This window comes from Plantactinospora sp. KBS50, assembly GCF_002285795.1.
Lineage (GTDB): Bacteria > Actinomycetota > Actinomycetes > Mycobacteriales > Micromonosporaceae > KBS50.
On record NZ_CP022961.1, the window covers coordinates 4,161,075 to 4,174,732 of the forward strand.

At 74.1% G+C, this 13,658-nt stretch carries 2 protein-coding genes and 1 pseudogene; all 3 read left to right on the forward strand.

Translation table 11 applies throughout. The features are described 5' to 3' along the window. A complete protein-coding gene (locus CIK06_RS17985) occupies positions 1–3,978 on the forward strand; it encodes a type I polyketide synthase (RefSeq protein WP_095565814.1) in 3,978 nt (1,325 codons plus the stop codon). Between the two features lie 326 nt (positions 3,979–4,304). After that, positions 4,305–10,692: pseudogene (locus CIK06_RS31310) on the forward strand (SDR family NAD(P)-dependent oxidoreductase); the annotation flags it as partial. A gap of 72 nt (positions 10,693–10,764) precedes the next feature. After that, the gene (locus CIK06_RS29505) at positions 10,765–13,638 is read left to right on the forward strand and encodes a type I polyketide synthase (protein ID WP_157756830.1); all 2,874 of its coding nucleotides are present in this window, start codon (positions 10,765–10,767) and stop codon (positions 13,636–13,638) included. Positions 13,639–13,658: the final 20 nt, after the last annotated feature.

Sequence of the window (13,658 nt, forward strand, 5' to 3'; positions counted from 1 at the left end):
ATGGTGAATGAGGACAGGCTCCGCGATTATCTGAAGCGGGTCACCGCCGAGCTGCACCAGACGCGGCAGCGCCTGGTCGAGGCGGAGTCCGCGAGCCGCGAGCCGATCGCCATCATCGGCATGTCCTGCCGGTACCCGGGCGGGGTGAGCACGCCGGAACAACTGTGGGACCTGGTCGCCGGCGAGGTGGACGCGATCACGCCGTTCCCGGAGAACCGGGGCTGGGACACCGCCGCGCTGTACGACCCGGACCCGGAGCACACCGGCACCAGCTACGCCCGGGAGGGCGGGTTCCTGCACGACGCGGACCTGTTCGACCCCGGATTCTTCGGCATCAGCCCGCGGGAGGCGCTCTCCGTCGACCCGCAGCACCGGCTGCTGCTGGAGACGTCCTGGGAGGCGATGGAGCGGGCCGGGATCACGCCGGACACCCTGCGCGGCTCGGACACCGGCGTCTTCGCGGGCGTGATGTACAACGACTACGGCTCCCGGTTGCAGGAGCGCACGCCGGCCGGCTTCGAGGGGTTCATCGGCACCGGGAACGCGGGCAGCATCGCCTCCGGCCGGGTCGCCTACACGTTCGGGTTCGAGGGCCCGGCGGTCACCGTGGACACCGCCTGCTCCTCCTCGCTGGTGGCCATGCACGTGGCCTGCCAGGCGCTGCGCAACGAGGAGTGCGGGCTGGCCCTGGCCGGTGGCGTCGCGGTGATGGCGACGCCGAGCACGTTCATCGACTTCAGCCGGCAGCGCGGGCTGGCCCCGGACGGGCGGTGCAAGTCGTTCGCGGAGGCCGCCGACGGGGTGGCCTGGGCCGAGGGCGCCGGAATCCTGCTGCTGGAGCGGCTCTCCGACGCCCGTCGCAACGGGCACCGGGTACTGGCCGTGATCACCGGCAGCGCGCTCAACCAGGACGGTACGAGCAGCCAGTTGACCGCGCCGAACGGGCCGTCCCAGCAGCGGGTGATCCGGCAGGCGCTGGCGAGCGCGCGGCTGACCTCCGACCAGATCGACGTGGTGGAGGCGCACGGCACCGGCACCACGCTGGGCGACCCGATCGAGGCGCAGGCGCTGCTGGCGACCTACGGCCGGGAACGGCCGGCGGACCGGCCGCTGCTGCTGGGCTCGGTGAAGTCCAACATCGGGCACACCCAGGCGGCGGCCGGCGCGGCCAGCGTCATCAAGATCGTCCAGGCGATGACGCACGGCCTTTTGCCCCGGAGCCTGCACATCGACGCGCCGTCGTCGCACGTGGACTGGACCGAGGGCGCGGTGGAGCTGCTGACCGAGGCCCAGCCGTGGCCGGAGACCGGGCACCCGCGCCGGGCCGCGGTGTCGTCGTTCGGCATCAGCGGCACCAACGCGCACCTGATCCTGGAGGAGCCGCCGGCCGAGCGGTCCGCCACGGCCCCCGGTGCCGGCCCGGAACCCGGCGCCGGAGCGCCCGGCGCCGAACCCGGTACCGGCCCGGAAACCGGCGCCGAGCCGGCCCGCCCGGCGCCCGGACCGTGGGTGCTGTCCGCCAAGACCGAGCCGGCGCTGCGGGTCCAGGCCGCCCGGCTCCGCGACCACCTGGACACCCACCCGGACGCCGACCCGGCCACCATCGGTGCCGCGCTGGCCGCCACCCGCTCCCGGTTCACCCACCGGGCCGCCATCGTGGCCGACGGCCTGGACGGGTACCGGCAGGCGCTGGACGCCCTCGCCGCCGGGGAGCCATCCGCCGCCGTGGTCACCGGCACCGCCGCCGGGCCGGCCCGCACCGCCCTGGTCTTTCCCGGCCAGGGCTCGCAGTGGGCGGGCATGGCCAGTGAACTGCTGGAAACCTCCCCGGTGTTCCGGGACCGGCTCCGGGAGTGCGCGGCGGCGCTGCGCCCGCACACCGGCTGGGACGTGCTGGACGTGCTCGCCGGACACCCCGACGCGCCGCCGCTGGAACGGGCCGACGTGGTGCAGCCGGCCCTGTTCGCCGTGATGGTGTCGTTGGCCGAACTGTGGCGCGCCTCCGGCGTCCGGGTGGACGCCGTGGTGGGCCACTCGCAGGGCGAGATCGCCGCGGCCTGCGTCGCCGGCGCGCTCAGCCTCGCCGACGCCGCCCTGGTGGTGGCGCTGCGCAGCCGGGCGCTGGCCGCCATCGCCGGCCGGGGCGGCATGGCCTCGATCCCGCTGCCCGCGGCCGAGGTCGCCGCGCTGCTGGCCGACGCGGGCGACCGGCTCGGCATCGCGGCCGTCAACGGTCCCGCGTCCACCGTCGTCTCCGGCGACATCGAGCCGCTGGCCGCGCTCATCGCGCGCTGCGAGGCCGACGGGGTACGGGCACGCCGCATCCCGGTCGACTACGCCTCGCACGGCGCGCACGTCGAGGCGATCGAGGAGGAACTGCTCGGCCTGCTGGCCGGGATCCGTCCGGTCGCGTCCGAGATCCCGTTCCACTCCACCGTCACCGCCGGACGGTTCGACACCACCGGCCTGGACGCCCGCTACTGGTACACCAACCTGCGCCGGACCGTCCGCTACGAGGAAACCGTGCGCGCCCTGCAGGAGGCCGGCTTCCGGGTCTTCATCGAGGCCAGCCCGCACCCGGTGCTCACCGTCGCCACCCAGGAGACGCTGGACGCGGGTACGCCGGCCGCCACCGCGACCGGTTCGCTGCGCCGCGACGACGGCGGCCTGCGGCGCTTCCACACCTCGCTCGGGCAGGCGCACGCCGCCGGCACCGAGGTGGACTGGTCGGTCTTCCACGGCGCCGCCGCGGTCGACGGCGCCGACCTGCCCACGTACGGATTCGTCCGCCAGCGGTACTGGCTGGACGTGCCGCCCGGCGGCGGGAACGTCGCCGACCTGGGCCTGCGGCCCTCCGGGCATCCGCTGCTGGGCGCGACGGTGACGCTCGCCGACACCGACGGGCACCTGTTCACCGGCCGGCTGTCGCTGCACGCGCACCCGTGGCTGGCCGACCACGCGGTGCTCGGCGACCCGCTGCTGCCCGGCGCCGCCCTCGCCGACCTGGCGCTGCACGCGGCCGGGCAGGCCGGCGCGGACCGGATCGAGGAGTTGGTCCTGCACGCGCCGCTGACCCTGCCGGCGTCCGGGTCCGTCCACGTGCAACTGCGGGTCGACGCGCCGGGGCCGGACGGCAGCCGCGCGCTGTCCATCCACTCCCGCCCGGCGGACGAGGACGCGGACCCGACCTGGACCCGCCACGTCACCGGCACGGCCGGCACGGGCACGCCCGGCGCGGGCGGCGCGGGCGGCGCGGGCGGCGCGGAACCGGCCGGGCTGACCGCCTGGCCGCCGGCCGGCGAGCCGGTCGAGCTGGCCGACTTCTACCCGTCGCTGGCCGAGACCGGGCTCGGCTACGGGCCGGTCTTCCAGGGCGTCCGGGCCGTCTGGCGGGACGGCGCCACCGTCTTCGCCGAGGTGGCGCTGCCGCCGGAGACCGAGACCGACGGGTACGGCATCCACCCGGCGCTGCTGGACGCCGCCCTGCACCCGATCGCCCTGCACCACGACCGGGACGCCGTACGGCTGCCGTTCTCGTTCGCCGGCATGCGGCTGCACGCCACCGGCGCCCGCACCGCCCGGGTCCGGATCACCCCGGCCGGCGACGACGCCGTGACGGTGGCCGTCTTCGACCCCGACGGCGCGCCGGTCGCCACGGTCGACTCGCTGGTCACCCGGCCGGTCTCGGCCGCACAACTGGTCGCCGCGCGACCGGCGGGACGGCAGCCGCTGTACGCGGTGGACTGGATCCCGAGCGAGCCGCGCGAGCTGCCGGACGCACCGGTGGTGCCGGTGCTGGACGCCGACGAGCCGGCGGAGACCGAGCCGGCCGAGACCGAGCCGGCGGAGACCGCAGACGCCGGGGTGGTGGCGGTGCGGCTGCCCGCGGGCACCACCCGGCCGACCACGAACCGGTCCGGCAGGCCCTGCGCGTCCTGCACCGATGGCTCGACACCGACGCCCGGATCGTGCTGCTGACCCGGGGCGCGGTCGCCACCCGTACCGGGGATGAGGTCCTTGATCTTCCGGCCGCGGCGGTCTGGGGTCTGGCCCGCAGCGCCCAGGCCGAGCACCCCGGCCGGATCGTCCTGGTCGACGCCCACGACGAGCCCGGCCCGGACCTCCTGGCCCGGATCGCCGCCGGCGACGAGCCGCAGGTCGCGGTCCGCGACGGCCGGCTGCTGGTGCCCCGCGCCACCGCCCTGGCCGGGGGCGACGCGACCCCGCCCGTCCTGCACCCGGACGGCACCGTGCTGATCACCGGCGGGACCGGCACCCTCGGCCGGCTGCTCGCCGCTCACCTCGTGGCCCGGCACGGCGTCACCCGGCTGCTGCTGACCAGCCGCCGCGGCGCCGACGCCCCGGGCAGCGCGCAACTGCGCGACGAACTCGCCGCGCGCGGCGCCGAGGTCACCATCGCCGCCTGCGACCTGGCCGACCGCGACTCGGTGGCCGCGCTGCTGGGCACCGTCCCGGACGCGCATCCGCTGACCGCCGTGGTGCACGCCGCCGGGCTCCTCGACGACGGCATCGTCACCGCGCTGACGCCGGACCGGCTGGACGCCGTCCTGCTGCCGAAGATGGACGGCGCCTGGCACCTGCACGAGCTGACCGCCGACGCCGGCCTGGCCGCCTTCGTGCTCTACTCCTCGGCGGCCGGCACCCTGGGCAGCCCCGGGCAGGCGAACTACGCCGCCGGGAACGCCTACCTGGACGCGCTCGCCGCGCACCGGCAGGCGCGCGGGCTGCCCGCCGTCTCGCTCGCCTGGGGGCTGTGGGCCGACGCGAGCGGCATGACCGGTGAACTGGCCGACGGCGACCGGTCCCGACTGGCCCGCGGCGGGGTGCTGCCGCTCGACGCGCCGGACGCGCTGGCCCTGTTCGACGCGGCACTCGCCGGCGACCGGGCGGCGGTCGCCCCGGTCCGGCTGGACCTTCCGGCGCTGCGTACCCTGGCCGGCGCCGGACGCCTGCCCGCGCTGCTGCGCGGCCTGGTCCGCACGCCCGTCCGGCAGGCCGCCCACGCCGCGCCCGACGCGGACGGGCTGGCCGGGCGCCTGACCGGTCTCGCCCCCGAGGCGCGCGACCGGGTGCTGCTCGACCTGGTCCGCGGGCACGTCGCCGGGGTACTCGCCTACGGCGCGGCCGACGCGGTCGCCACCGACCTGGCCTTCGCCGAACTCGGCTTCGACTCGCTGACCGCGGTCGAGCTGCGCAACCGGCTGACCATCGCCACCGGGCTGCGGCTGCCGGCCACGCTGGTCTTCGACTATCCGACGCCGGCCGCGCTCGCGGCGTACCTCGGTGCGCAGTTGCTCGGCACCGGCCCGGCGGCCGTGTTGCCCGCCGGCGGCGGCCACTCACCCGCGGAGCCGATCGCGATCGTCGCGATGAGCTGCCGCTATCCGGGCGGGGTCAGCTCCCCCGCGGAACTCTGGCGGCTGCTCGCCGACGGCGTCGACGCGATCGGAGACTTCCCCGACGGGCGCGGCTGGGACCTCGACGACCTCTTCGACGCGGACCCGGACGCGCCGGGCAGGTCCTACACCCGGCACGGCGGCTTCCTCTACGACGCGGACCGCTTCGACGCCGACTTCTTCGGCATCACGCCGCGCGAGGCGCTGGCCATCGACCCGCAGCAGCGGCTGCTGCTGGAAACCTCGTGGGAGGCGTTCGAGGCCGCCGGGATCGACCCGGCCGCGCTGCGCGGCACCGCCACCGGGGTCTTCGCCGGGGTCATGTACGGCGACTACGGCGGACGCCTGATCAACCGGGTGCCGGAGGAGGTCGAGGGGTACGTCGGCAACGGCAGCGCCGGCAGCGTGGCCTCGGGCCGGATCGCCTACACGTTCGGCCTGGAGGGCCGGCGGTCACCGTCGACACGGCCTGCTCGTCCTCCCTTGTCGCCATGCACCTGGCGGCGCAGGCGCTGCGCGGCGGGGAGTGCGACCTGGCGCTGGCGGGCGGGGTGACGGTGATGGCGACGCCGGGGCTGTTCACCGAGTTCAGCCGGCAGCGCGGGCTGGCCCCGGACGGCCGGTGCAAGTCCTTCTCGGCGGCGGCCGACGGTGCCGGATTCGCCGAGGGCGCCGGGATGGTGCTGCTCGAACGGCTCTCCGACGCCCGGCGCAACGGGCATCCGATCCTCGCCGTGGTGCGCGGGTCGGCCGTGAACCAGGACGGCGCCAGCAACGGGCTCACCGCCCCCAACGGGCCGTCCCAGCAGCGGGTCATCCGGCAGGCCCTGGCCAACGCCCGGGTCGAGCCGTCCGAGGTGGACGCCGTCGAGGCGCACGGCACCGGCACCACGTTGGGCGACCCGATCGAAGCCCAGGCGCTGCTGGCGACGTACGGGCAGGACCGGGCCGCGGACCGGCCGCTCTGGCTCGGCTCGATCAAGTCGAACATCGGCCACGCGCAGGCCGCCGCCGGCATCGGCGGCGTGATCAAGATGGTGCAGGCCATGCGGCACGATCTGCTCCCGCAGACCCTGCACGTCGACGAGCCCTCGCCGCACGTCGACTGGTCGGCCGGAAACATCACCCTGCTCACCGAGCCCCAGCCGTGGGAACGCAACGGGCATCCGCGCCGGGCCGGGGTGTCGTCGTTCGGCATCAGCGGCACCAACGCGCACATCATCATCGAGGAACCGCCGGCCCCGGCCGAGGAGGAGTCACAGCCGGAGCCGGTCGGCGCACCGGCGCCGTGGCTGCTGTCGGCCAAGACCCCCGCCGCGCTCACCGAACTGGCCACCCGACTCGCCACCGTCGTCCCCGACCGCAACAACGACGACGTCGCGCACACCCTCGCCCGCCGCACCCAACACACCCACCGCGCCGTGATCCTCGCCGACCACCACGACGCCCTGGCGGCTCTGGCGGCCGACAGCGCACACCCCGCTCTGGTACGCGGCACCGCCCGACCCGCCGGGAAGATCGCCTTCCTCTGCACCGGCCAGGGCAGCCAACACCCCAACATGACCAACAACGACGACCCGGTGTTCATCGCCGCGTTGGACACCGTCTGCGCCGAACTCGACAAACACCTCGACCGGCCGTTGCGCCAGGTCATGTCCGACCCCGACCTGATCAACGAAACCCGCTACACCCAGCCGGCGCTGTTCGCCCTGCACGTCGCGCAGCATGCCCTGGTCACCAGCTGGGGAATCACCCCCGACTACCTCACCGGACACTCCATCGGCGAACTCTCCGCCGCACACCTCGCCGGCGTGCTCTCGCTGGCCGACGCCGCGCTGCTGGTCACCACCCGCGGACGACTCATGCAAACAGCCACCCCCGGCGGCCTCATGACCGCCATCGAAGCCACCGAAACCGAACTCGCCCCCATGCTCGACCCGAAACTGGTCAGCATCGCCGGACTCAACTCCCCCACCAACACCGTCATCTCCGGCCACCCCGACACCGTCACCGCCATCGCCGACCACTGGGCACGACAGGGACGACGAACCAAGCGGCTCACCACCTCACACGCCTTCCACTCCCCCCACATGGATTCGATCCTGGCCGAATTCCAGGCCATCGCGGAAAGCGTCACCTACCACCCGGCACGGATCCCGGTCATCTCCAACCAGACCGGCGACATCGCCCCCACCACCGACGCCACCTACTGGACCCGACACATCCGCAACACCGTCCGCTACACCGACATGATCACCACCCTCAACGCGGCCGGCGTCACCACCTACCTGGAACTCGGACCCGACAACACCCTCACCACCCTCACCACCGCATGCCTCCCCCACGACACCACCGCCACCATCACCACCACCCACCTCGGCCACCACACCCACGCCACCCTCCACACCACCGGCCACCCCACCACCTGGACCACCACCCCCACCGCCGGCCGGCACACCGAGCTACCCACCTACCCCTTCCAACGCCAGCCGTACTGGCTGCGCCCGGCCACCACCGGCACCGCCACCAGCCTCGGCCTGGCCACCGCCGACCACCCGCTGCTGGGCGCGGCGGCCGAACTCGCCGACGGCGGCGGTCTGCTGTTCACCGGTCGGATCGGGTTGCAGAGCCACCCCTGGCTGGCCGGGCACGCCGTGCACGGCACCGTCCTGGTGCCGGCCACCGCGCTGGCCGACCTGGTGCTGCACGTGGCCGACCGGGTCGGCGCGGCGCACATCGAGGAGCTGATCCTTGAGGCGCCGCTGACGCTGCCCGCCCGGGGCGCCGTCCAGATCCAGGTACGGGCCGGGGCGCCGGAGGGTGATCTGCGGCCGGTGTCGGTGCACTCCCGGCCGGTCGGCGCCGACGAGAGCGAGGCGTGGGTCCGGCACGCGGCCGGCACGGTGAGCGCCACGCCGCCCGGCCCGGTGGACGGCTTCGCCTGGCCGCCGCCCGGCGAGCCGGTAGAGGTCGACGGCCTCTACCCGCGGCTGGCCGCCGTCGGCGTCGAGTACGGGCCGGAGTTCCGGGGGCTGCGCGCCGCCTCGCGGGACGGCGACACGCTGTACGCCGAGATCGCGCTCGGCGGTGACGCCGACCCGACCGGGTTCGGCCTGCACCCGGCGCTGTTCGACGCCGCGCTGCACGCCGCCGCCCTCACCTTTGACGACGTACGGCTGCCGTTCGCCCTGCGCGGCGTGACGCTGCACGCGGCCGGCGCCACGGTGCTGCGGGCCCGGCTGGTGGTCGCCGCGGAGGAGGTGTCGCTGGATCTGCTCGACGAGGCCGGCCTGCCTGTCGTGTCGGTGGAGTCGCTGGCGTTGCGCCCCGTCTCGCCGGAGCAGTTGGCCTCGGCCGCGGACCCGGCCCGGCGCGGGATGTACCGGGTGCACTGGACGCCCGTGCCGGTCGGTGGGTCGGACGGTCCGGCCTCGGGCGGGAACGCCGCGGAGGTGGCGATGGCCACCGTCGACGGCGACGATCCGACCGGTCACTCGGCCACCGCGCGAGCCCTGGAGCTGGTGCAGGACTGGCTGGCGAGGGAGCGTCCGGCGGGCGACCGCCTGGCCATCGTCACCCGGGGCGCGGTCGCGGCCCAGCCCGGCGACCCGGTGGACGGCCTGGCCTCGGCCGGGGTCTGGGGTCTGGTACGGGTCGCCCAGTCCGAACATCCGGGTCTGTTCCAGCTGGTGGATGTGGGCCCCGACCCGGCGGACGAGGCGGTCCTTACCGCGGCGATCGCCACCGGTGAGCCGCAGTTGGCCGTGCGGGACGGTATCGCCTACGCACCACGCCTGACCCGCACCACCGACACACCACCCCTACCCACCCCCGACGGCCCCTGGCAACTCGGCGTCACCACCCCCGGCACCCTCGACAACCTCGCCCTCCTACCCGCACCCCAACAAACCGAACCCCTCGCCCCCGGACAGGTCCGCATCGCCGTCCGCGCCGCCGGCCTCAACTTCCGCGACATCCTCATCGCCCTGGACATGTACCCCGGCACCGCCACCATCGGCGGCGAAGCCGCCGGCATCATCACCCACACCGCCGACGACGTCACCACCCTCACCCCCGGCCAACCCGTCATGGGCCTCTTCACCGGCGCCATGGGACCCACCGCCACCACCGACCAGCGGCTGCTGACTCCGATGCCGCAGGGGTGGACGTTCGCCGAGGCGGCCGCCGCGCCGGTTGTCTTCCTGACCGCCTACTACGGCCTGACCCGGCTGATGCGGCTGGGCCACGGTGAGCGGATCCTGATCCACGCCGCGACCGGCGGGGTCGGCACGGCCGCCGTGCAACTGGCCCGGCATCTCGGGGCCGAGGTCTTCACGACCGCCAGTCCGGCGAAGCAGCGGCTGTTGCGTGGGCTCGGCATTCCGGACGATCACATCGCCAACAGCCGGACGCTGGACTTCGAGCGGCAGTTCCTGGACGCCACCGACGGCGCCGGCATGCACGTCGTCCTCGACTGCCTCGCCCGCGAATTCGTCGACGCCTCGCTACGCCTGCTGCCGCACGGCGGCCACTTCCTGGAGATGGGCAAGACCGACATCCGCGACCCGGAAGAGGTCGCGGCCGCCCACCCGGGCGTGCAATATCAGGCGTTCGACATGGTCGACGCCGGCCCGGACGCGATCCGGGAAATGCTGGGCGAGCTCAGCGAGCTGTTCGGGTCGGGAACGCTCCGGCCGCTGCCGGTCACCGCCTTCGACATCCACCACGCCCCCACCGCCTTCCGCTACCTCAGCCAAGCCCGACACACCGGCAAAGTCGTCCTCACCATCCCCCCCACCCTCAACCCCACCGACACCATCCTCATCACCGGCGGCACCGGCGCCCTCGCCACACACCTCGCCCGCCACCTCGTCACCCACCACGGCATCCGCAAACTCATCCTCACCAGCCGACGCGGACCACACGCCCCCGGCGCCACCCAACTCCACACCGAACTCACCAACCACGGCGCCCACATCACCATCACCCCCTGCGACACCACCAACCCCCAAACCCTCACCACCCTCATCAACAACCACCAACCCACCCACATCATCCACACCGCCGCCACCCTCCACGACACCCTCATCACCAACCTCACCCCCAACAACTCCACACCGTCCTAACCACCAAAGCCGACACCGCCTGGCACCTCCACCAACTCACCAAAAACCACCCCCACACCACCCTCATCACCTACTCCTCCATCGCCGGCACCCTCGGCAACCCCGGACAAGCCAACTACGCCGCCGCCAACACCTACCTCGACGCCCTCGCCCAACACCGCCACACCCAAGGCCTACCCACCCTCTCCCTCGCCTGGGGACTCTGGGACGGCGACGGCGGCATGGCCGCCGGGCTGGCCGAGGCCGACGCGCAGCGGATGCGTCGCGGCGGCCTGCTGCCGATGGCCCCGGACGAGGCGCTGGCGCTGTTCGACGCCGCGCTCGCCGACCCCGCCGCGACGCTGGTCCCGGCCCGCCTCGACCCGGCCGCGCTGCGCCGCCTCGCCGGAAGCCCGGACGTGCCGCCGCTGCTGCGCGGGCTGGTCCGGCCCGCGCCTCGGCGAGCCGCCAGCTCGGCGACCGGCCGGGGCGGATCGGCGCTGGCCCGCCGGCTGGCCGGACCGGACCGGCTCGGCGCACTGCTCGGCCTGGTCCGCGAGCACGTCGCCGCGGTCGCCGGGCACCCGTCCGCGGACGCCGTCGACCCGGGCCGCACCTTCCAGGACCTCGGTTTCGACTCGCTGACCGCGGTCGAGCTGCGTAACCGGCTCACCGCCGACACCGAGCTGCGGCTGCCGGCCACGCTGATCTTCGACTATCCGACGCCGCAGGCGCTGGCCGGCTACCTGCTCACGCACATCGCACCGGTGGCCGCCGGAGCGGCCGACACGGCCTCACCCGCGCCGGCGGCCGTCGCCACCGGCGAGCCGGTCGCGATCGTGGCGATGGCCTGCCGGTTCCCCGGCGAGGCGGACAACCCGGAACGGATGTGGCGGCTGCTGGCCGAGGGCGCCGACACGATCGGCGAGTTCCCCGACGGGCGCGGCTGGGACCTCGACGACCTGTTCGACCCGGACCCGGACGCGCCGGGCAAGTGCTACGCCCGGGAGGGCGGCTTCGTCCACGACGCGGCCCGCTTCGACGCCGACTTCTTCGGCATCAGCCCCCGCGAGGCCACGGCGACCGACCCGCAGCAGCGGCTGCTGCTGGAGACCACCTGGGAGGCGTTCGAGGCGGCCGGCATCGCCCCGGCGACGCTGCGCGGCACCAGCACCGGCGTCTTCGCCGGCGTCGTGGCCCAGCAGTACGGCGCCGAGGCGCCGCTGGAGATCGAGGGCTACAGCATCACCGGTACGACCACAAGCGTCGCGTCCGGCCGGATCGCCTACACCTTCGGCCTGGAGGGTCCGGCGGTCACCGTCGACACGGCCTGCTCGTCCTCCCTGGTCGCGATCCACCTGGCGGCGCAGGCGCTGCGCGGCGGGGAGTGCGACCTGGCCCTGGCCGGTGGCGCCACGGTGATGGCGAACCCGACCGTGTTCACCGAGTTCAGCCGGCAGCGCGGGCTGGCCCGGGACGGCCGGTGCAAGTCGTTCGCGGCGGCGGCCGACGGGGTCGGCTGGGGCGAGGGCGCCGGCATGCTCGTCCTGGAACGGCTCTCCGACGCCCGACGCAACGGGCATCCGATCCTCGCGGTGATCCGCGGCTCGGCGGTCAACCAGGACGGCGCCAGCAACGGCCTCACCGCCCCCAACGGACCGTCCCAGCAACGCGTGATCCGGCAGGCCCTCGCCAACGCCCGCCTCGAAACCTCCGACGTGGACGCGGTCGAGGCGCACGGCACCGGCACCACCCTCGGCGACCCGATCGAAGCGCAGGCACTGCTGGCGACGTACGGGCAGGACCGGGTCGAGAATCGGCCGTTGTGGCTGGGCTCGGTCAAGTCGAACATCGGCCACACCCAGGCCGCGGCCGGCGTGGCCAGCGTCATCAAGATGATCCTCGCCATGCGGCACCGCCAACTGCCGCAGACCCTGCACGTCGACGAGCCCTCGCCGCACGTCGACTGGTCGGCCGGAAACATCACCCTGCTCACCGAGCCCCAACCCTGGCAACGCAACGGCCACCCCCGCCGCGCCGGGGTGTCCTCGTTCGGCATCAGCGGCACCAACGCACACATCATCCTCGAAGAACCACCCGCCGCCGATGAGGACGAGTCGCGGTCGGAGCAGGCCGGGCCACAGTCGGGATCCGCCGGCACGGAGTCCGATGGCATGGACTCCGACGGTCCTGAGCCGGTCGGCGCGCCGGCGCCGTGGCTGCTGTCCGCGAAGACCCCCGCCGCGCTCACCGAACTGGCCACCCGACTCGCCACCGTCGTCCCCGACCGCAACAGCGACGACGTCGCCCACACCCTCGCCCGGCGTGCCCAACACCCGCACCGCGCCGTGATCCTCGCCGACCACCACGACGCCCTGAACGCCCTCGCCGCCGGCGACCAACACCCGTCCCTGGTACGCGGCACCGCCCGACCCGCCGGGAAGATCGCCTTCCTCTGCACCGGCCAGGGCAGCCAACACCCCAACATGACCAACCACCACGACGACCCCGTCTTCATCGCCGCCCTGGACACCGTCTGCGCCGAGTTGGACAAGCACCTCGACCGGCCCTTGCGCCAGGTCATGTCCGACCCCGTGCTGATCAACGAAACCCGCTACACGCAGCCGGCCCTGTTCGCCCTACACATCGCCCAACACGCCCTGGTCACCAGCTGGGGAATCACCCCCGACTACCTCACCGGACACTCCATCGGCGAACTCTCCGCCGCCCACCTCGCCGGCATCCTCTCGCTGGCCGACGCCGCGCTGCTGGTCACCACCCGCGGACGACTCATGCAAACAGCCACCCCCGACGGCCTCATGACCGCCATCGAAGCCACCGAAACAGAACTCGCCCCCATGCTCGACCCAGACAAGGTCAGCATCGCCGGACTCAACTCCCCCACCAGCACCGTCATCTCCGGCGACCCCACCGCGGTCACCGCCATCGCCGACCACTGGACCAAACTCGGACGACGAACCAAGAAGCTCACCACCTCACACGCCTTCCACTCCCCCCACATGGACCCCATCCTGGCCGAATTCCAGGCCATCGCGGAAAGCGTCACCTACCACCCGGCCACACCCCGATCATCTCCAACCAGACCGGCGACGTAGCCCCCACCACCGACGCCACC

Excerpts from the sequence above, each read along its gene's own strand:
- CIK06_RS17985 (WP_095565814.1), top strand. The coding sequence starts at position 1 with ATGGTGAATGAGGACAGGCTCCGCGATTATCTGAAGCGGGTCACCGCC.
- CIK06_RS29505 (WP_157756830.1), top strand. The coding sequence starts at position 10,765 with ATGGCCGCCGGGCTGGCCGAGGCCGACGCGCAGCGGATGCGTCGCGGC.